The 18,962-nt window shown below is 67.7% G+C and carries 16 protein-coding genes and 1 pseudogene; 9 read left to right on the forward strand and 8 right to left on the reverse strand.

Translation table 11 applies throughout. From position 1 onward, the window contains the following. The first annotated feature begins 40 nt into the window (after positions 1-40). Positions 41-637 carry a hypothetical protein gene (locus AC07NF_RS25460; protein WP_494633442.1) on the forward strand — a complete coding sequence of 199 codons (597 nt, stop codon included), beginning with the start codon at positions 41-43 and terminating at the stop codon, positions 635-637. 4 nt (positions 638-641) lie between these two features. On the opposite strand, the gene AC07NF_RS25465 is transcribed toward AC07NF_RS25460, so the two are convergent. Together AC07NF_RS25465 and AC07NF_RS25470 are read right to left on the reverse strand one after the other, a co-directional pair. Further along, entirely contained in the window at positions 642-2,987 is a 2,346-nt protein-coding gene (locus AC07NF_RS25465) for a hypothetical protein (RefSeq protein ID WP_494633443.1), read from the reverse strand. Positions 2,988-3,181: 194 nt separating this feature from the next. Beyond that, the gene (locus AC07NF_RS25470) at positions 3,182-6,115 is read right to left on the reverse strand and encodes a TonB-dependent receptor plug domain-containing protein (protein ID WP_492815272.1); all 2,934 of its coding nucleotides are present in this window, start codon (positions 6,113-6,115) and stop codon (positions 3,182-3,184) included. A 725-nt stretch (positions 6,116-6,840) separates the two neighbouring features. Between AC07NF_RS25470 and nadA the strand changes: the two genes are divergently transcribed. The 4 genes and pseudogenes from nadA to AC07NF_RS25490 all read left to right on the forward strand — a co-directional run. Continuing rightward, a complete protein-coding gene (gene nadA, locus AC07NF_RS25475) occupies positions 6,841-7,929 on the forward strand; it encodes a quinolinate synthase NadA (protein WP_494633444.1) in 1,089 nt (362 codons plus the stop codon). Between the two features lie 154 nt (positions 7,930-8,083). Beyond that, positions 8,084-9,598 (forward strand): L-aspartate oxidase, encoded by a 1,515-nt coding sequence (locus AC07NF_RS25480; protein WP_494633445.1) that lies wholly within the window; start codon positions 8,084-8,086, stop codon positions 9,596-9,598. Continuing rightward, positions 9,595-10,446, forward strand: coding sequence for a carboxylating nicotinate-nucleotide diphosphorylase (gene nadC / locus AC07NF_RS25485; protein ID WP_494633446.1), 852 nt, complete (start codon positions 9,595-9,597; stop codon positions 10,444-10,446). The genes AC07NF_RS25480 and nadC overlap by 4 nt, the downstream gene beginning before the upstream one ends. Beyond that, positions 10,442-10,579 (forward strand): annotated as a pseudogene (locus AC07NF_RS25490) (hypothetical protein); the annotation flags it as partial. The gene nadC and the pseudogene AC07NF_RS25490, both read left to right, overlap by 5 nt. A 4-nt stretch (positions 10,580-10,583) precedes the next feature. On the opposite strand, the gene AC07NF_RS25495 reads toward AC07NF_RS25490, so the two are convergent. From AC07NF_RS25495 to AC07NF_RS25505, 3 genes are all read right to left on the reverse strand, one after another. Next, positions 10,584-11,000 carry an MAPEG family protein gene (locus AC07NF_RS25495; RefSeq protein WP_494633447.1) on the reverse strand — a complete coding sequence of 139 codons (417 nt, stop codon included), beginning with the start codon at positions 10,998-11,000 and terminating at the stop codon, positions 10,584-10,586. An 89-nt stretch (positions 11,001-11,089) separates the two neighbouring features. Continuing rightward, positions 11,090-11,938, reverse strand: coding sequence for a prephenate dehydratase (locus tag AC07NF_RS25500; protein ID WP_492814817.1), 849 nt, complete (start codon positions 11,936-11,938; stop codon positions 11,090-11,092). Then, a complete protein-coding gene (locus AC07NF_RS25505) occupies positions 11,935-12,675 on the reverse strand; it encodes a 3-deoxy-manno-octulosonate cytidylyltransferase (RefSeq protein WP_494633448.1) in 741 nt (246 codons plus the stop codon). The genes AC07NF_RS25500 and AC07NF_RS25505 overlap by 4 nt, the downstream gene beginning before the upstream one ends. Before the next feature lie 167 nt (positions 12,676-12,842). Here AC07NF_RS25505 and AC07NF_RS25510 point away from each other — a divergent pair, with 167 nt between their 5' ends. The 3 genes from AC07NF_RS25510 to AC07NF_RS25520 all read left to right on the forward strand — a co-directional run bounded on the left by AC07NF_RS25510 (position 12,843) and on the right by AC07NF_RS25520 (position 15,241). Beyond that, positions 12,843-13,544 carry a c-type cytochrome gene (locus tag AC07NF_RS25510; RefSeq protein ID WP_492814813.1) on the forward strand — a complete coding sequence of 234 codons (702 nt, stop codon included), beginning with the start codon at positions 12,843-12,845 and terminating at the stop codon, positions 13,542-13,544. A 110-nt stretch (positions 13,545-13,654) separates the two neighbouring features. Beyond that, entirely contained in the window at positions 13,655-14,170 is a 516-nt protein-coding gene (locus tag AC07NF_RS25515; RefSeq protein WP_494633987.1) for a thioredoxin family protein, read from the forward strand. Positions 14,171-14,197: 27 nt separating this feature from the next. After that, a complete protein-coding gene (locus AC07NF_RS25520) occupies positions 14,198-15,241 on the forward strand; it encodes an alpha/beta fold hydrolase (protein ID WP_494633985.1) in 1,044 nt (347 codons plus the stop codon). A 27-nt stretch (positions 15,242-15,268) separates the two neighbouring features. On the opposite strand, the gene AC07NF_RS25525 is transcribed toward AC07NF_RS25520, so the two are convergent. Then, complete coding sequence (locus AC07NF_RS25525; protein ID WP_494633984.1) at positions 15,269-15,514, reverse strand: hypothetical protein; 246 nt, start codon at positions 15,512-15,514, stop codon at positions 15,269-15,271. Positions 15,515-15,723: 209 nt separating this feature from the next. On the opposite strand from AC07NF_RS25525, the gene AC07NF_RS25530 reads away from it, so the two are divergent. Next, positions 15,724-16,692: a helix-turn-helix transcriptional regulator gene (locus AC07NF_RS25530; protein WP_494633983.1), complete on the forward strand. Its 969-nt coding sequence runs from the start codon at positions 15,724-15,726 to the stop codon at positions 16,690-16,692. Positions 16,693-16,702: 10 nt separating this feature from the next. Here AC07NF_RS25530 and AC07NF_RS25535 read toward each other — a convergent pair whose 3' ends face one another. Together AC07NF_RS25535 and AC07NF_RS25540 are read right to left on the reverse strand one after the other, a co-directional pair. After that, positions 16,703-17,536 carry a C40 family peptidase gene (locus AC07NF_RS25535; protein WP_494633982.1) on the reverse strand — a complete coding sequence of 278 codons (834 nt, stop codon included), beginning with the start codon at positions 17,534-17,536 and terminating at the stop codon, positions 16,703-16,705. Next, positions 17,533-18,939, reverse strand: a complete 1,407-nt coding sequence (locus AC07NF_RS25540) for a leucyl aminopeptidase family protein (RefSeq protein WP_494633980.1) — start codon at positions 18,937-18,939, stop codon at positions 17,533-17,535. The genes AC07NF_RS25535 and AC07NF_RS25540 overlap by 4 nt, the downstream gene beginning before the upstream one ends. Positions 18,940-18,962 lie beyond the last annotated feature (23 nt).

The raw sequence follows: 18,962 nt of genomic DNA on the forward strand, positions 1-18,962 counted from the left end.
GACTAGGCTCTGCTGGTAAACAGTCATCCGGAGCCTTGCCATGCGCTCAACATGGTCGATCCTAGCTCTCACCGCCGTCATGGCCGTGCCGGCCGCCGCTTCCGCTCAGCAAGCCGATCTCTTCAGCCAGTTCCAGCAGGCCTGCGTCCAGGCCAACGCCCAGCCCGAGCGCGTGCGCACCGCCGCCAAGGGCTGGCGCACCGTCAAGACGCCGCAAGGCTTCGACCGCGCCAAGGCCTGGTCGCGCGACGGCTACATCCTGACCTCGGCCGTCCAGCGGATGGCCCGCGGCGAGCGCCGCACCTGCTCGATCTCGGGCCCCGCCGACCGTCGCGCCGAAGCCGCGGCCGTGGCCTGGGCGGGCGGTCAATCGACTTCCAATGGCCCTGTCGGCACCTATCTGCTGCTCGACGCGGCCAAGTCGCCTCGTCCGGCCACGCAGGACGACGCCCGTGATCCCAACAAGCTGGGCCGCGTCTCGGGCGTGGCCGTGTCCCGTGGCGACGCGACGACGACCCTGGGCCTGAGCACCTTCGCCCCGGTCACGTTCTCCAGGGCCGCCCAGGAAGAGTTCCAGGTCAACCTTCCGGACAAGGTCATCACCGCCTGGGACTTCGTCCACCCACCCAGCCGCTGAGCCTTTAGGCGAAGGTGAGAACCGTCCCGGTGATCGACGCCGAGGTCAGGCTGGTTCCGGCCAGCTTGACCACGTAGTCGACGCCGTCGACGAAGCTGCCGCCGGCGCTGCGGTCGGCGACCACATAGGTGTCGCCGCCCCAGGTGAACCAGGTCAGGATCGGCGTCACCGAGCCGTCGCCGGCCGTGGCGACGTTCAGTGCGGCGGCCAGGCTGGGCTGAGCGCCCAGCGCCGTCGGCGCCGCCAGGCTGGTCATGCCCGAATTGACGGCCGTCAGGTCCAGCTTGTCGCCCGCCGCCAGGTGCGAGATCGTCGTGAACACCGCGCCGGTGGCCCCCGGCGCGCCGATCTTCACCGTGTCGACGGCGGCGTCGGTCCCGACGTCGATGGTATTGGCCTTGTTGTTGACCGTGATCGTGTCCGCCGCCGTCCCGCCGGTGTAGTTCACCGTCGAGACCGCAGCCCCGACGTCGATCGTGTTGGCGCTGGTCGCCGCGCCCTTGACCGTCAGGGCGTTGTTCTGGGCGCCCGCGAACCAGATGAGGCCGCCGGCCGTCATTGCGGTGGCGTCCACCGTGGTCACGTTCAGGGCGTTGGCCGTCGCCAGGGTCAGCCGGTTGGAGCCGGCGATGTTCAGCGTCGTCAGGCCGCTGTCGACAAGCCCGAAGATCGAGTCCGCGCCCGTGGTGGTGATGTTTATGGTCGCATAGGTGTCGGAATCGTCGGTCAGCGCGCCGCCGGCGACGCCATTCAGTGTCAGGGCCAGGGAGGTCGGCGCACCGACCGCACCCGTGCGCTGCATGTTGATGTCGGTCGAACCGTTCGCCAGCTTCAGCGTGGTCACGCCGCTGGCGCGGATCACGGGGCTCAAATAGCTATCGAGATCGATGGTCTTGATCGTGCCCACTGTCGCCGAGCCATGGTTGATGTCGTCAACCTGGACATACTGAGGTCCGGTGGTGTGCTTGACCTTCGCCGAGGTGGTGAAGGCGCCCCCGAGGACGTACGAGTCGCCAGCGCTCTGCGTGATGCTGACGGCCGTCCCCCCGACCGCGACGACCATGCCGCCGCCAGCGCCGGTCTGGATGACGGTGATGCTTCCGGTGGGTTCCAAGTTTTCGCCGATCACGACGGCATTCGAGCTGTCGGCCGTCGTGACGGTGACGTCGCGCCCGCCGTCGACCTTAACGCGGCCGCTCCCCTGGCTTGTGTTGGCGACGACGATGTCGGTGGTCCCCGACGCTCGTAGCATCATGTCGCCCTGGCCGTTGACGTTGTGCCGCGTCACGCCCGTCCAGCTCGAGATGTCGTCGGTAAAGCCGTTGACGCCGTTGATGGTCACCGTCTCTACGCCCGTGGCCGCGGGGACCGGAAGGACGTAGCCGCCGACGCCGACATTGATCGTCAGGCTATCGTTCCCGGGCCCGCCGCCCAAGGTCGTGACGCCGGCGAAGGTCAGGTTCGTGCCGATGAAGCTGTCGTTCCCGGCGCCGCCGCGCACGGTGGCGACCCCGCCGGTCAGCACGATCGTCATGTCGAGCGAACCGCTCGACGGAGGCGGCTCGGGCGCGGGCAGCACCGCGCCCCGGTCCGCCGCCTTGCCCGTGCCGTGGGCGATGGAGTCCGCGGTCGGCCGATAGGTCTGGGTGATGTCGGTGTTGTAGACCGCCGTCCCCGTGGCCAGGGCGGCCATGAAGTTGCTGGCCGCCGCCGCGTAGAGGCCGATGTCCGCCTTGATCGCCTCGCCCAACAGGTAGCCGGCGGCCGCGGCCTTCACCGCCAGGTCGACCTGGGCCGCCGTCATGTTGGGGGTGATCATGCCCGCGCCCTGGGCGGTGGCCAGGATGGCGTCCTTGCGGCTGACGATGTCGGCGATGGCCTTGGCGGCGTCGACGCCGGCGGCCTGGGCGTATGAGGCGCCGATGATGGTCTGGTAGATCGCCGCCACATACTCGCCAAAGCTCATCGCGCCGTACTTGGTCGCGAAGCTCGCCGCCCCTTCCCCTCGGACTCCGAGGTTGGCGGCGAAGTTGATGTAGCGATTCTCCAGGCCGAAACGGGCGTAGTACGGATCGTTCAGGTCGCTGGTGTTGGTCGGCGAATTGACCAGGTAGTCCAGCCCCGCCTTCGACGGGCTCTTGCCGGTGAAGAACTGGTAGCTCAGCACCGCCAGGGCCGTCGTGCCGTCGGCGCTGTTGATGATGTTCGCCAGGATCTGGGCGTCGCTCAGCTGCCCATTGGCGCTCAAGATGGCCACCATCTCGAAATTGGCCAGGGCCGCCGCGCTCGGCGCGATCCCGTCATGCACCGCCGTATGGGCCAGCGTCAGCTGTTCCAGCGTATAGGCCATCTCGCATCCCCCTTGGGCGCGCCCCACGCAGCGCCTTCAGCTGGGTTGAGTCAGCTATCCGACACTTACCTAAAGATCAATTCGATACATTTGTGCGTCGTAATTATCTCGTCAAAAAAGTGGATCACCGCGCAAGAAAAAGGGCCGGCCCTTTCGGAACCGGCCCTTCCCTCTCGCCGTGAGGCTCGAGAGTCTTAGTACTGGAAGCGGACGCCCAGCTTGAACGAACGGCCGATCAGGCCGGCGTAGTGGAAGGCGCTCAGATAGTTCGGGTTCGAGGTATAGGCGCCCGGAGCGACCGGAGCCTTTTCGTCGAACAGGTTGGCCACGTTGGCGTAGACCTGGACCTGGTCGGTCACCTGGGCGGTGCCGTTCAGGTCAACATTGACGAACTTGCTGACGTAGCAGAACTTCTCGCCCATCGCTTGGTCGCCGTTGTTGTACAGGTTGCCCTTGGCGCAGCTGGTGTCGGTGTAGACGTCAGCAGCGACCTGCTTGATCTTGCCGACGAAGTAGGTGGTGGCCGACAGGGTGTACTTGTCGCCGAACGACAAGGTGTTCTGCCAGTTGCCACGCCAGTTCGGCGTGCCGTTACCCGCCGACAGACCGTTCGGGCCCAGCGTACCGGCGTACTTCTGCACGCCGTTGGCGGCATGCAGGTCCGACTTGATCACGTGGGTGACTTCGACACGGCTCGTCAGCTTGAGGCTGTCGGTGATGTTGAAGCGACCCGTGGCGGCGAAGTCGACGCCCGAGGTGATCTGGTAGTTGGCGTTGACGAACGGCGCGTTGATGATCAGCACGCGCGGCAGGGCGGTCGGGAACAGCGGGTCGACACCGTCGACGACGTTGCACGAGTAGCCCGGACCCACGGCCGCCACGGCGGCGCAGGCGTCAGCGACGTTGGTCTTGCTGAAGTAGGCGGCGCGAGCGTCGGCCATCAGCGGACCGGACACGATCAGGTCCGACTTCTTCACGTTGTAGTAGTCGACCGTCATGCTGAGCCAACGGGTCGGCTCATAGATCGCGCCGACGGTGAAGCTACGCGAGGTTTCCGGCTTCAGGTCCGGGTTGCCGTTGTAGCCGCCGCCGATCGAGTACTGGCCGGCATAGGGGTTCTTGTTGCCGCCGGTGACCGTGCCGCCGTGAGCGTTCTGGAACGCGACCGGCGGGGTGTAGTTCGAGAAGCCGGCATATTGCGAACGCGGGCTGGCTTCGGCGAAGGTCGGGGCGCGGAAGCCCTTCGAGTAGGTGCCGCGGAAGGCCAGTTGCTTGATCGGCGTGAACTTGGCGCCGATCTTGGGCGAGAAGTGGCCGTAGCCTTCCGAGTAGTGGTCGTAACGACCCGACAGGTTGACTTCCAGGGTGTCGAGCACCGGAGCCAGCACTTCGAAGTAGCCGGCCGAAACCGTGTGCTTACCGAACGCCGACGAGGTGGTCAGGGTCCAGGTGTCCAGGCGGGCGTTCTGGTTGTTGTTTTCCAGTTCCTCGCGACGGATCTGGGCGCCGACGGCCAGCTGCATGTCGCCGCCCGGCAGGGTCCACAGACGCTTGGTGATCGAAGCGTCCAGCGCCATCAGCGACGAGCTGGACGGCGTGGTGATGTCCGGCGCGATCGACTGGCGCACAGCGGCCGTGTTCTTCGACGGATCGACGAAGTTGTACGAGCCGGTGTTGATGGCCTTCAGCGTGTTGGCGATGTTCAGGTAGCCGTGTTGGACCAGGCGCAGGTTGTCCTTGGCGCCGACGGCTTCGATGCGCCAGTTCCAGTCACCGCCGAAGTCGCCCGACAGGCCCGCGGTGCCGCGAATGACGTCGTTGCGACGGTCGCTGGCGAACGGGATGTCGCCGAACACGTAGTAGATGCGGGCCGCGCCGTTCGACGGATCGTTGGCGTAGGCGGCCGCGTACGGGTTGTTCGGGTTCAGAGCGCGATCCGAAGCGGTCGAGCAGTTGACGCCCGCCGAGCAGATCCACACCGGCAGGACCATGCCGGGGTTGTTCGAGGCCAGCGAAGCGGCGGCGCCGAACGGCTGACGCAGACGGGTGTTCTGCGGCTGGCCTTTGATGCTGACTTCGTTACGCGAGAAGCTGCCGGTGGCGTAGGCTTCGATGTTGTCGGTCAGACGCACGCTCAGGCGGCCGTTGAAGGCGTAGCGCTTCTGCAGCGGCTGGATCTGGTTGTACATGTCCTGCAAGTTGTACTTGCAGCTGGTGCCTTGGGCGGCGCCAGTGGTGACCGTGAACGTGCCGTTGGCGCAGTTCAGGTTCAGGGCCTGGTACTGGTTGGTGAACGGCGAACCGGCCGCGCCCGACAGCGGGTTGTTGAGGTCGGTCTGGCCCACGCGGGTGACGACGGCGGTCGGCGTGCCGGTGGTGACCGTCAGGCTGCTGTCGGCGGTGTTGTTGTCGACGCCGCCGATCGGGGTCAGGTCCAGGGTGTTGTACGGGAAGCCACGGCTGTGGTTCGTGACCCGGCCGTCCTTCTGGTACTCGGCGTTGATGTAGACGTTCCAGCCGCTCTCGCGGTAGTCGCCGAAGCCCAGGGTCAGGTCGCCGCGCTTGTGCGAGGCGTCGCCGCGGTCGCTTTCACCGGCTTCCAGGCTGCCGGCCACGCCGACGAAGGTCTTCTTCAGCTTCAGGTTCACGACGCCGCCGATGGCGTCAGCGCCGTACGACGACGAAGCGCCGTCCTTCAGGACTTCGATCTTGTCGATCAGGCTGAACGGAATGGTGTTGAGGTCGACATAGGCGTTGTGGCCGTCGTCGTTCAGCGGGAAGTTGGTCGAGCGCAGGCCGTCGACCAGCACCAGCGTCGAGGAGACGCCCAGGCCGCGCAGCGAGACGGCCGAGCCGCCGGCGCTGAAGCCGCCCTGGAAGCCGGTCGGGATCGAACCGGCGCCGTCGGCCGAGATCGTACGGATGGCGTCCGAAGCGGTGCTGATGCCCGCGCGTTGCAGGTTTTCCGACGTCAGCACGGTGACCGGCGACGGGGTTTCGGTGTCGGTCCGGCGGAACAGCGAGCCGGTGACGACGATTTCTTCGACTTGCGTGTCTTCGGCCGGAGCCGGAGCAGCGGTCTGGGCGGCGGCTTGGCCAGCGGCCAGCACGGCCATGCCGCAGATCATGGAGGAGGCCAGCAGGCGCTCCCGGATGGACTTCGTAATCAAGTTAAACTCCCCAGCGTCTTAGCGCGTGCATGCGAACATGCTCGGTTGTCGGACCCCTCGTTGAATCCGGCTGGCGGGGAGCTACGGGCCGAAATGATCCTAGGTCAACGAACATTGCGACGCTGAAACAACGCGTAAATTCGCTGTCTCATTAAAGTCACATCATTACAATTAGGTAATTCAAATACTCTAAAGTTGCGAGACAATATACACAAAGACGAGATTGCCACTTTGGGTTCGGCGAACTGCTCGTAATTTTCGAATTTCGATACGGGAATTAGTTACGACTATTTGTACAGCAATTACTGTACACAAAGCATCATATGATTGGGGCGCGAGCTTTCTGCGTACCTGCGGCTGTGGCGGAATTTTTCTTCCGCATTACCGATTTGTAAGGATTAAAACCAGCGAAGATAACGCTGTTCTTGGCAAGCTAATGTGCCGCGGCGCCTTGTCGCGCTTAAACCATTGCACCGATGCCCGAGACCCGCGCCTCAGAAAATGGCGCCCCTGCTTTCAGATTCTCCAGGGTTTGCATTCCGCTTCGCAGGCGCTATATGTGACGGGAAGGTTATGCTCACTTTCAGCATAACCTGGACGCCGAGCCCCGCGGAACGCTCCGTATAGCTCCGGCGTTTTTTGAGGCCCTGGAAATGCTCACTTTGAGCATAACGGAGTATCAGATGGCCGATGGCTTCGCCGCCCCGCTCGAATTCACCGCTCAAGTCGAAGCGGAGACCAGCGGGATCTGGGACAAGGTCAAGCACCACGTCACCCCGATGGAGTGGCGCGCGCAGGCCCCGCTGATCGCGGAGATCAACCGCCTGAAGCGCGAGAAGAACGCCGCCATCCTGGCCCACAACTACATGACGCCGGACATCTTCCATGGCGTGGGCGACTTCGTGGGCGACAGTCTGGCCCTGGCGAAAGAGGCGGCCAAGAGCGACGCCAAGATCATCGTCCAGGCCGGCGTGCACTTCATGGCCGAGACCAGCAAGGTCCTGAGCCCCGAGAAGAAGATCCTGATCCCCGACCTCAAGGCCGGCTGCAGCCTGGCCAGCTCGATCACCGGCGCCGATGTGCGACTGATCAAGCAGCGCTATCCGGGCGTGCCGGTGGTCACCTATGTCAACACCACGGCCGACGTGAAGGCCGAGACCGACATCTGCTGCACCAGCGCCAACGCCGTGCAGGTGGTCGAGTGGGCCGCCAAGGAATGGGGGACCGACAAAGTCATCCTGATCCCGGACGAGTTCCTCGCCCGCAACGTCGCCCGCCAGACCGATGTGAAGATCATCGCCTGGGCCGGTCACTGCGAAGTGCACAAGCGCTTCACCGTCAGCGACATCGCCGACATGCGCGCGGCCTGGCCGGGCGCGGAAGTGCTGGCCCACCCCGAGTGCCCCGCCGAGATCCTGGAAGCCGCCGACTTCGCCGGCTCGACCGCCGCGATGAACGACTATGTCGCCGCGAAAAAGCCGGCCCAGGTGGTGCTGATCACCGAGTGCTCGATGGCCAGCAACGTCCAGGCCGAAAGCCCGGCGACCCAGTTCATCGGCCCCTGCAACATGTGCCCGCACATGAAGCGCATCACCCTGCAGAACATCCACGACGCCCTGGTCTACGAGCAGTACGAGGTGACGGTCGACGCCGACGTCCTCGACCGCGCGAGGCTGGCGGTACAGCGGATGATCGACCTGCCGCCGCCGGCCACACCGGCCCGGTACGACCTGGTGAAGGCCAAGCACCATGTGGACGTGGAGCTGATCTAAGCCCCCTTCCCCCTCGATGGGGGAAGGGTTGGGGATGGGGGTGACGCGGCCGATCCGCTTCAACGCCATCCTTCGTCTTTCTCGGATGGCTGAACCGCCGCGTTCACCCCATCCCCGGCCCTTCCCCATCAAGGGGAAGGGAGTGGAGTGTAGAATGACCCCGCGTTTGGTTTTCGACGGCCCCGTGATCCTCGGGGCCGGGCTGGCCGGTCTCACCGCTGCTCTGGCGGCGGGCAAGGCGATGGTGCTGTCGCCGACACCGCTGGCGACCGGCTGCTCCAGCGCCTGGGCGCAGGGCGGCATGGCCGCCGCCCTGGCCGCTGACGACACCCCCGCGCTGCACGCCGCCGACACCATCGCCGCCGGCGCGGGTCTCTGCGATCCGGACGCTGTCGCCCTGCTGACCCACGAAGGCCCGCAGGCCGTCCGCGACCTGGCCGCCCTGGGCGCACCGTTCGATCGCAAGACGGGCGGCGACTTCGTCCTCAGCCTCGAGGCCGCCCACGCCAAGGCCCGCGTGGCCCGGGTCGGCGGCGACGGGGCCGGCGCGGCGATCATGGCCGCCGTCGTGGCCGCCGTCCGCGCTGCGCCCACGATCGAGGTTCGCGAGACCGCCCGCGCCCGCCGCCTGCTGCAGGACAAGACTGGCCGCGTGGTCGGGGTGCTGGCTGAAATCGACGGCGCGCTGGTCGAGATCCGCGCCAAGGCCGTGATCCTGGCCACCGGCGGCGTCGGCGGCCTCTATGCCGTCACCACCACGCCGGCCCAGGTGCGCGGCGAAGGCCTGGGCCTGGCCGCCCTGGCCGGCGCGACGATCGCCGATCCGGAGTTCGTGCAGTTCCACCCGACCGCGATCGACATCGGCCGCGACCCCGCGCCCCTGGCCACCGAGGCCCTGCGCGGCGAGGGTTCGATCCTGCGCAACACCGATGGCAAGGCCTTCATGGCCGACTATCACCCGGCCAAGGAGCTGGCGCCGCGTGACGTCGTCGCTCGCGCCATCCACGCCGAGCGCGCGGCGGGCCGCGGCGCCTTCCTCGATGCGACCACGGCGGTCGGCGCGCACTTCCCGCACGAGTTCCCGGCCGTGTTCGAGGCCTGCCAGAGCGCCGGCATCGACCCGCGCCGCGAAATGATCCCGGTCACGCCGGCCGTGCACTATCACATGGGCGGGGTCGCCACCGATCTGGACGGCCGCGCCAGCCTGCCGGGCCTCTACGCCGCCGGCGAGTGCGCCTCGACCGGCGTGCAGGGCGCCAACCGCCTGGCCTCCAACAGCCTGCTGGAAGCGGCCGTGTTCGGCGCCCGCGCCGGTCATGCGGCGGCGGCCGAGGGCGTGGCTGGCGGCGAGCCGGTCAGCCTGGCGCCCCTGCCCGACCTGCCCGACGCCACGCTGCAGGTGCTGCGCAAGGCCATGAGCCGCGACGCCGGCGTCATCCGCGACGAGGCCGGCCTAACCCGCCTGCTCGCCCAGATCGACGCCCTGGAGCCGGCCTACGGCCCCTGCCCGCCCCTGGTCGCCGCCCGCCTGATCGTCGACGCCGCCCTGGCCCGCCAGGAAAGCCGTGGCGGCCACTATCGCAGCGACTTCCCCGCGACCGCCGCACCGGTCCGCACCTTCGTGACCCTGGAGAATGCGGACACCGCCGTCCGCTACGCCGCCGAATGACCATCCAGCCTCTGGACGACCTGCTGGTCCGTCCGATCGTCGACCTGGCGCTCGCTGAAGACCTGGGCCGCGCCGGCGACATCACCGGCCAGGCCTGCATCGATCCTGACGCCCGCCTGTCGGTGGTTTGGGCCAGCCGGCAGGATGGGAGGGTCTCCGGCCTTTCCTGCGCACGCCTGTCGCTCGCGGCCCTGGACCCGAGCGCCAGCTTCGAAGTCGTGACGCCGGACGGCTCGGACGTCCTGCCCGGCACGGTCCTGGCCCGCGCCGAGGGCAACGCCCGCGCCGTGCTGATCGCCGAGCGCACCGGCCTGAACCTGCTGGGCCGCCTGTCGGGCGTCGCCACCCTGACGCGGGCCTATGTGCGCCTGGTCGAGGGCACCGGCGCGACCATCGTCGACACCCGCAAGACCACGCCCGGCCTGCGCGCCCTGGAGAAATACGCCGTCCGCTGCGGCGGCGGGGTCAATCACCGCTTCGGCCTGGATGACGCCATCCTGATCAAGGACAACCACGTCGTCGCCTGCGGCGGCGTCGGCGAAGCCGTCCGCCGGGCGCGGGCCCATGCCGGGCACCTGGTGAAGGTCGAGGTCGAGGTCGACGGGCTGGACCAGCTGGACGAGGCCCTGAAGCACGGGCCCGACGTGGTGATGCTGGATAACTTCAGTCTCGAGGACCTGCGGACGGCGGTGTCGCTCGCCAAGGGCCGGGCGGTGTTGGAGGCCTCGGGTGGGGTGAACCTGACCACGGTGCGGGCGATCGCGGAGACGGGCGTGGACGTGATCAGCGTAGGAGCGCTGACGCACTCGGCGCCGGTGCTGGATATCGGGCTGGACGCGGCGGATTGAAAATTCCGCAGCAAAAATAGCGTGTCATCCCGGCCGTAGCGAAGCGGAGAGCCGGGACCCAGGGGTAGCCGCAGTGCGCCGGCCCCTGGGTCCCGGATCGGCCCTGCGGGCCGTCCGGGATGACACGGATTTTGCGCTTAAAAGAGCCGCATCAACTCCCGCACCACCATCGCCGCCAGCACGCCGGTGGAAATCACGAACAACAAGAACCGCACCGCCACCAGGTTCACGCTGACCTGCAGCAGGCTGTGCAGCACCCGCACCACCACATAGACCCAGGCGAAATGCACCGCCATGCCGTCGGCATGCCCCGCCACCTGGATGGCCAGGGCGGCGGCGTAGAAGATGGTCGGCTGCTCCATCAGGTGATTGTAGTTGTCGGCCGCCTGGCGGGCCGTGTCGGGCAGTCCGTCCAGCGATCCGGGAAACCGCGCGTCCTGCGGTTTGATCCCGGCCTTCTGCATCGCCGGGATTCGCTGGATGTACATCCACAGCCAGACCAGCAGCGACCAGCCCACCAGCGCCATGACCGGCGCGATCATCGAAGCTTGCATCTTTGGTCCCCTCCCCAGGGATTTCTCGTTGTTACCCCGGGGAGAAGATCAGAGAACGCCGTTCTGGCAAATAGTGACGTTTGGGGAAGCTACCCCCGGTCGCGGAACGGATCGGCCGGATAGACCCCCAAGATCTCGAAGCGCTCGGAGAAGAACTTCAGCTCGTCCAGGGCCAGGGCCAGCGAGCGGTCCTCGGGCCGGCCGTCGACCTCGGCGTAGAAGAAGGTCGCCGTGAAGGCGCCGCCCTCCATGTAGCTTTCCAGCTTGGTCATGTTGACGCCGTTGGTCGCGAAACCGCCCAGGGCCTTGTACAGAGCCGCCGGCAGGTTGCGGACGCGGAACACGAAGCTGGTCACGCAGCGGTGGGTGAAGTCCGGGGCCGGCGGGGCCTTGTCGGCCGTCATCACCAGGAAGCGGGTGGTGTTGTGGCGCTCGTCCTCGATGTCGCTGGCCAGGATGTCCAGGCCGTAGATCTCGGCGGCCAGGGCGGGCGCTACGGCGCCGCGCGTCGGGTCGGGCTTCAGGGCCAGGGCCTTGGCGGCGCCGGCGGTGTCGCCCGCCGCCTCGGTGGCCACGCCCAGCTTGTTCAGGCTGTGACGGCACTGGGCCAGGGCGATCGGCATCGAGGCCACCACCTTGACGTCCGACAGCTTGACGCCCTTGTTGGCCATCAGCTGGAAGCGGATCGGCTTGAAGCGCTCGCCGATGATCTTCAGGCCCGAGGCCGGCAGCAAGTGGTGCACATCGGCGACTCGGCCGGCGATCGAGTTCTCGATCGGGATCATGCCCAGCTCGCACACGCCGGTCTTGATAGCCTCGAACGCCTCCTGGAACGTCGCGCAGGGATAGGCCTCGTGATCCGGGAAGTAGGTCCGGCACGCCTCGTGGCTGTTGGCGCCGGGCTCGCCCTGGAAGGCGATCTTCTTGAGGATGCTCATTGGGCCTGTTTTCCAGCTTCTTGGCGTGCGGCTTCTAGGTCTGATGGATTGTCGACGGAGATCGGCGCCTCGGCGGCGACGGCCGCGCGGATGATCATGCCCTGCTCCAGGGCGCGCAGCTGTTCCAGCTTCTCGCGGGTCTCCAACGGCGAGGGCGAGGCGGCGTTGAACGCCTCCAGCGCCTCGCGGCGATAGCCATAGATGCCGATGTGGCGCCACACGGGGGCGTCGCCGTAGAGGGTCGAGCGGGTGAAATAGAGCGCCCGGCCGCTCTGGCCGTCGTCCTCCATGGCCAGCACGGCCTTGACCACATCGGGGTTGGACCGGTCGGCCGGCGAGGCCTCGGGCGCGACCACCGTGGCGATGTCGGCGTCGCCGAACTCTTCCAGGATGCGCGCGCAGTCGCTGAGCACCGCCGGATCGACGAACGGCATGTCGCCCTGCAGGTTGATGACCACGTCGTGCTCGAACTGGGGATCCAGCTGCGCGAGCGCCGCCAGGATGCGGTCAGAGCCCGAGGGCAGATCCGGATCGGTCAGCACCGCCGTCCCGCCGGCCGCCCGCACCGCCTCGACGATCTCCGCATCGCCCGCCGCCACGGCCACGGGGCCGATCTTGGCCGCCAGGGCTTGGCGCAGAACCCGGACGATCATCGTCAGGCCGCCGATATCGGCCAGCGGCTTGTTCGGCAGACGCGTCGCCGCCATCCGCGCCGGGATCAGGACGATGGGGTTCATGACGCTTCGTGGCCTCAAATCTTTGCCAACCGGTTGCGCGAGGGGCGGTAGCGTGTAAGAGACGCGAGCGCAACATGACGCGTACTGGGGACTCATTTGGGGGGCTTCCGGTACGCAGGTTTCAGACCCGCCTTCCGACGGGTGGACAAGAGGCTGACAAGGCTGAAATGAGCGACCTGACGTTCAACAAGATCGCTGGCGGCGTGCTGCTGACCGGCCTCGTTATCTTCGGTCTCCGCGAAGCGTCGGACATCGTCTTCAAGAAGCATGAAGTCGAGAAGGCCGGCTACGAGATCGCCGTGCAGGAAGAATCGGCCGGCGGCGCCGCCGCTGTCGACACCCCGCCGGACTGGAATGCCGTGCTGACCCCGGCCAACGTGGCCGCCGGTGAAGCCGTCGCCGCCAAGTGCGCCGCTTGCCACAAGCTGGACGCCTCGAACGCCAACGCCACCGGCCCGGGCCTGTGGGACGTTGTCGGTCGCAAGCCGGCCGCGCACCCGGGCTTCAACTATTCGGGCGCGATGAAGGACTTCTCGGGCAAGACCCCGGTGTGGGACTACGACGCCCTGTACCTGTTCCTGAAGGCGCCCGGTAAGGACGTCCCCGGCACCAACATGACCTTCGTGGGTCTGAAGAAGCCGGAAGATCGCATCGCGATGATCGCCTACCTGCACAGCCTGGGCAGCAAGCTGCCGGTGCCGCCGCCGCGCCCGGCCGCCGCCGCCGCGGCTCCGGCCGCTGCTGGCGCTCCGGCCGCCGACGCCGCCGCGCCTGGCGCTGTGGGCGGCACGACCGCTCCGGCCGCTGGCGCGGCTGCCGCACCGGCCGCCCCGCAAGCCGGTGGCGCTGCGGCGCCGCCGAAGGTCTGATCGCTTCTTAAGCGGATCACCGAATCTGAAAGGGCCGCGAAGATTTCTTCGCGGCCCTTTTTCTATCCGGCAGCTAGGCTTTGAGGACTGAACGTCCGCTTGAAAGCCTTATGTCGATGAAGCTCCGCGTCCTGGCCGTCGCCGGCCTCCTGGCCCTCACCGCTCCGGCCATGGCCCTCGCCGCCAAGGCCCCGACCGTCGCCCTGAAGTCGATCGACGGCCTGCCGACGCCCCTGCCCTATCCCTATGACGAAAAGGCCGACGCCGAAGCCGACCTGGCCGCCGCGCTCAAGAAGGCCAAGGCTCACAAGAAGCTCGTTTTGATCGACCTGGGCGGCAACTGGTGCGGCGACTGCCGCGTCTTCGCCGGCGTCATCGAGCAGCCCGACGTCAAGCGCTGGGTCGACAAGCACTACGAGGTCGTGACCATCAATGTCGGCCGCTACGACCACAACATGCAGATCCCGGCCCGCTACGGCGTCGACAAACTGAAGGGCGTGCCGTCCTTCCTGGTGGTCGACACCCAGGGCAAGCTGGTCAATGACGGCGCCTTCTTCGCCCTGACCGACGCCCGCCACATGACGCCGCAGTCGATCGTCGACTGGCTGGCGCAGTGGGTGAAGTAGGCGGAAGAGAGCTTTTCCTCCGGGGGCATGATGAAGCGTTTGTGGGCAGTCGCGGCGGCCGTGTTGTTGCTTGCGCCGGGGATCGCCCAGGCGGCCTGCAAGGCAGGCCAGGCGATCGGCGAGGCCGGCTTTGTCCAGATCGGCGGCATCCGCCAGTGGGTGACGGTCAACGGCCAGGACTGCGCCAACCCCGTGGTGCTGATCGTCCACGGCGGCCCGGGCAATCCGAACACGCCCTTCGCCGAGGCCCTGTTCGGCGCCTGGACCCGCGACTTCACGATCGTCCAGTGGGACCAGCGCGGCGCGGGCAAGACCTTTGGTGAAAGCAAGCCCGCGGAAGGCGAGCGCCTGACCATGGCCCGCCTGACGCAGGACGGCGTCGAGGTCGCCCGCTACGCCGCCGGCCACCTTGGCAAGCGCAAGATGATCCTGATGGGCGGGTCGTGGGGTTCGGCCCTCGCCGTCAACATGGCCATGGCCCAGCCCGATCTGTTCAACGCCTATGTCGGCACGGCCCAGCTGGTGAACTACCAGCTGGACGTCCAGGCCGGCTACGCACGGACCCGGGCCCTGGTGAAGGCCGCCGGCGACGCGGAGTCCTTGAGCAAGCTGGAGACGATCGGCCCGCCGCCCTGGACCAATCCTCGCAACTTTGGGATCCTGCGCCGCATCGGCCGCAAGTACGAAGCCCTGGCCAGCGACCCGCCGCCCAAGGGCTGGTTCGCCTTCGCCCCAGGCTACGACACCCCCGCCTACGAAGCCGACTACACGGCCGGCGAGGACTATTCGTTCTTCGAATTCGTCGGCCCGGCCGGCGACGGCATGGGCCCGAAGATCGACCTGCGCAAGCTGGGGACCCGCTTCGCCATGCCGGTCTGGATGCTGCAGGGCGACGCCGATCTGGTCACGCCGCCCGAGGTGTCGAAGGCCTATTTCGACGAGATCATCGCGCCGAAGAAGACCTGGGTCCCGCTGGCTCGGACGGGACACGACCCGAACCCGACGATGATCGACGCGCAGTTCGCGGCGCTGATGGCGGTGCGGGCCGAGGCGGTCGCGGGGGACCGCTAGGGTCCCCTGCTCGCGCCGGCCCCACCATCAGCCTCGCTGGATGGTCCCGGTCGAGGACTCGGACGTCCGATCGCGAAGATCCTTCAGGATCTGCAGGATCTTCGCGACGAAGCCTTTCAGGGCCTCCTGCTGATCCTGGGCGGCCGACGTGGCCTCCGCGGCCTTCGTCCCGGTTCCGACCGGACCGGCCAGCGCCGGCTGGGTGGCCAGGAGACTGGTCGAAGCGATGCAGACGGCGATCGATAGCGATCGAACGCGACGGACGATGGTCATGAAACACTCCCTGGGATGTCCGACAGCGACGCCGGTTTTGAAATCGCGGGAACCTTTACGGTGAACCCACGGCGGAGGGCTTGGCCTCTGGAGCGCTGGGTGCGGACTGACGAGCGGAACCGCGGACTTTTATGACCGCTGGGCGGCAAGACCGGTTTTCTTGCGCTTCCGCGACCTGCAAGGTGTGCGGACACAGCGCTGGACGTCGAATGAACCGCAAGACCTTCACGTCCCGTAGCCTGCCGGCCCATTTGAGCGACAAGACCCGTGTCGCGCGCTGGCAGGAGCTTTGGGGCGACGAAGTCGGCGCCTGCGATATCGCGGCGATCCCGGACCGGCCGTTCGAGGCGCGGGCCGACGTCGCCTGGTTCGACGAGGTCGTCGTCGCGCAGGTCGATGCGACGACGAGCCACTATGTGCGCACCGCGGCGCAGGCGGCCGCCGACAAGCACGACTATCTCTATATGGGCTTCAACCGATCGCCGCGGCCGGTCTGGGTGCGCCACTGCGGTCGCGACAGCGTGATCCATGCCGGCGAGATGCTGATCTGGAGCAATACCGTCGCCTTCGAACGGCGCGAGCAGGATCGCGTTTCCGGCCACATGATCGGCTTCGACCGGGCGCGGTTGGCGGCCCTGGCGCCGGAGATCGAGGACGCCGTGGCCCGCCCGATCGCGGTCAATACGCCCGCCCTGCGGCACCTGCAGAGCTATGCCGATTTCCTGCTGCGCAGCGGCGAACAGGCCCTGCCGCCGGCCGTCGGCGTCAGCATCGGCGCCATGTTGACCGATCTGGCGGTGCTGGGACTGGGCGGCAGGGGAGAAGCGGCCGAAGCGGCGATCGGCAGGGGGTTGCGCGCGAAACGGCTGACCGACGTCCTGCTCGCCATCGATAGCCGCTTCGCCCAGCCTGGGTTTTCGTCGGAGGTGTTGGCGCGATCGCTGGGCCTGTCGCGACGCTACGTCAATGAGCTGCTGGCGGAGACCGGACAGTCGCTGGACCAGCGCGTCAACGCCTTGCGGCTCGCGCGCGCCATGACCCTGCTGACCAGCGCGGAAGGCGATGTGCTGCGCATCACCGATATCGCTGCGGCGAGCGGCTTCAACGATCTGTCCTATTTCAACAGACAGTTTCGCCGAACGTACGGCCTCTCGCCAAGCCAGGCGCGGGGACGATAAAGGCGGCGCGTTAGACCCGCCGATACCCCAGCACCCCGCCCGTCGGCGTGCCCTCGATCCGCGTCACCGCCTCGGCCAGCGGCTCGACCGCCGTGGCCATGTGGTGGGCGTTGGCGTGCAGGATGGTGTCGGCGTCGAGCAGGATGGCGACGTGGCCTTTCCAGAAGATCAGGTCGCCGCGACGGCGGTCAGCCTCGGCCACCTCCGGGAAGAAGCCGCGCTGCATGTCGGTGTCGCGCGGACAGGCGCGGGCGCAGGCATAAAGCGCCTGCTGCACCAGGCCCGAGCAATCCAGGCCCAGGCTCTCGCGGCCGCCCCACTGGTAGGGCGCGCCCAGGAACTGTTCGGCGACGGACACGTAGTCGCGCTGGCCCCGGCCGATGGCGGTCAGGTGAGCCTCAACGAACCAACCGGTGCCGGCGCCCTTGGCGAAGCGGCCTTCGCGCGCCTCGATCGTGATCAGGCTGTTGAGGCTGTACAGGCCTTCGGGCCGCGACTTGATGTCGGGCTTTGAGAACGCATAGGTGCGGATGGCGCTGACCGCGTGGGTCGGCGGATGGCCCTGCTCGGCCAGGTCGGAGACGGCGACGTAGCCGACATAGCCGTCGCGCGGGGCTTGGCCCCAGGCGAAGCCGTCCTTCTCCTCCAGCACGCGGAAGACCTCGCCGAACAATAGCTGGTCCCACTGCTCGGCGTCGGGCGCGGCGGCGGCGCGGATCGCCGTGGCAGGGACCGCGCAGACCATGACCCGGCTCTCGGCGTAGCGCTCGGCCGGGGCCAGGCCTTCCAGGCGCTGGTCGGCCAGATCCGGGCGGGCCAGGGTGATGCGGGTGTCTAGCGTCATGCGAAGCGGCTCTTGATCATGGCGAACGCGGCGCGGATGGCCTGGACCTCCGCCCCTACCGGGAATCCGGGGCGTCCCTTGGGGTTCCAGGCAAAGACGTCGAAGTGAGCCCAGGGTCCCACATCCTCACCATGTGGCGCGAAACGCTGCAGGAACAAGGCCGCCGTGGTGGCCCCGGCCTGGGCCCAGCCGTCGGGGTCGTTCTTCAGGTCGGCGATGTCGCTGTCCAGGGCCTCACGATAGGCCTCGGTCAGCGGCATGCGCCACAGGGCGTCGGAGACCTGGCGCGAGGCCGCCTCGATCTGGCCGGCCAGCTTGTCGTCGGCCGTCCAGAACGGAATCACGAACGGCCCCATGGCCATGCGCGCCGCGCCCGTCAGCGTGGCGAAGTCCAGGGTCAGGGCGGGTTTCAGCTCGCCGGCGCGGGTCAGGGCGTCGGCCAGGATCAGGCGGCCCTCGGCGTCGGTGTTGCCCACTTCCACGGTCAGGCCGGCGCGGGTCTGCAGCACGTCGCCCGGCCGCATGGCGTCGCCGGCGATGGCGTTCTCGACCACGGGGGTCAGGATCACCAGGCGCACCGGCAGCTTGGCTTCCATCACCATGCGGCCCAGCGCCAGGGCGTGGGCGGCGCCGCCCATGTCCTTCTTCATCAGCCGCATCCCGGCCGAGGGCTTGATGTCCAGGCCGCCGGTGTCGAACACCACGCCCTTGCCCACCAGGACCAGCACGGGGTGCGAGGGATCGCCCCACGACACCTCGATCATGCGCGGCGCGCGGGCGTCGACGGCGGCGCGGCCCACGGCGTGGACGGCGGGGTAGTTCTCCTTCAGCAGGTCGTCGCCGCGCACCACCGACAGGGTCGCGCCGTACTTCTGCGCGATCTCGCCGGCGATCGTCTCGATCTGCAGCGGCCCCATGTCGTTGGCCGGGGTGTTGACCATATCGCGGGCCAGGGCGCAGGCGTGGGCGAAGGCGGTCACGGCGGCGGCGTCGACGCCCTTGGGCGCGACCAGGCGGGCGATCGGCTCGCCCTTCTTCTTGTAGCGATCGAAGCGGTAGGTCCCGAGCGCGAAGGCCAGCGCCGCCTCGGCCGGATCGACGCCCTTGGGGATCTTGGCCAGGGCGTAGTCGCCGGCCGGCAGCTTGCCCGCCAGCGTCCGAAACAGCGACAGATCAACGCGGCCCGCGCCGGTTCCCAGCAGCACCCGCTCGACCGCGCCGCTCGCGCCCGGCACGCTGAGCACCTGGCCGGTCTTGCCCGAGAATTTGTTGGCGGCGACGTAAGTCCTTACCGGAGCACGCTTTTGCGCCAGGAAGGCCTCGACTTCGCTCTCCGCCAACGGATGGACCGGGATCGCCTGACCCGGAGCGTCGGCGAGGATCGGGTGCGTGACGTCGGACATCGGCGAAACCCTTTAAAATTATG

The sequence above is a fragment of the Caulobacter sp. GW821-FHT10A06 genome (assembly GCF_059415805.1).

Excerpts from the sequence above, each read along its gene's own strand:
- AC07NF_RS25460 (WP_494633442.1), top strand. The coding sequence starts at position 41 with ATGCGCTCAACATGGTCGATCCTAGCTCTCACCGCCGTCATGGCCGTG.
- AC07NF_RS25465 (WP_494633443.1), bottom strand. The coding sequence starts at position 2,987 with ATGGCCTATACGCTGGAACAGCTGACGCTGGCCCATACGGCGGTGCAT.
- AC07NF_RS25470 (WP_492815272.1), bottom strand. The coding sequence starts at position 6,115 with ATGATCTGCGGCATGGCCGTGCTGGCCGCTGGCCAAGCCGCCGCCCAG.
- nadA (WP_494633444.1), top strand. The coding sequence starts at position 6,841 with ATGGCCGATGGCTTCGCCGCCCCGCTCGAATTCACCGCTCAAGTCGAA.
- AC07NF_RS25480 (WP_494633445.1), top strand. The coding sequence starts at position 8,084 with ATGACCCCGCGTTTGGTTTTCGACGGCCCCGTGATCCTCGGGGCCGGG.
- nadC (WP_494633446.1), top strand. The coding sequence starts at position 9,595 with ATGACCATCCAGCCTCTGGACGACCTGCTGGTCCGTCCGATCGTCGAC.
- AC07NF_RS25495 (WP_494633447.1), bottom strand. The coding sequence starts at position 11,000 with ATGCAAGCTTCGATGATCGCGCCGGTCATGGCGCTGGTGGGCTGGTCG.
- AC07NF_RS25500 (WP_492814817.1), bottom strand. The coding sequence starts at position 11,938 with ATGAGCATCCTCAAGAAGATCGCCTTCCAGGGCGAGCCCGGCGCCAAC.
- AC07NF_RS25505 (WP_494633448.1), bottom strand. The coding sequence starts at position 12,675 with ATGAACCCCATCGTCCTGATCCCGGCGCGGATGGCGGCGACGCGTCTG.
- AC07NF_RS25510 (WP_492814813.1), top strand. The coding sequence starts at position 12,843 with ATGAGCGACCTGACGTTCAACAAGATCGCTGGCGGCGTGCTGCTGACC.
- AC07NF_RS25515 (WP_494633987.1), top strand. The coding sequence starts at position 13,655 with ATGTCGATGAAGCTCCGCGTCCTGGCCGTCGCCGGCCTCCTGGCCCTC.
- AC07NF_RS25520 (WP_494633985.1), top strand. The coding sequence starts at position 14,198 with ATGATGAAGCGTTTGTGGGCAGTCGCGGCGGCCGTGTTGTTGCTTGCG.
- AC07NF_RS25525 (WP_494633984.1), bottom strand. The coding sequence starts at position 15,514 with ATGACCATCGTCCGTCGCGTTCGATCGCTATCGATCGCCGTCTGCATC.
- AC07NF_RS25530 (WP_494633983.1), top strand. The coding sequence starts at position 15,724 with ATGAACCGCAAGACCTTCACGTCCCGTAGCCTGCCGGCCCATTTGAGC.
- AC07NF_RS25535 (WP_494633982.1), bottom strand. The coding sequence starts at position 17,536 with ATGACGCTAGACACCCGCATCACCCTGGCCCGCCCGGATCTGGCCGAC.
- AC07NF_RS25540 (WP_494633980.1), bottom strand. The coding sequence starts at position 18,939 with ATGTCCGACGTCACGCACCCGATCCTCGCCGACGCTCCGGGTCAGGCG.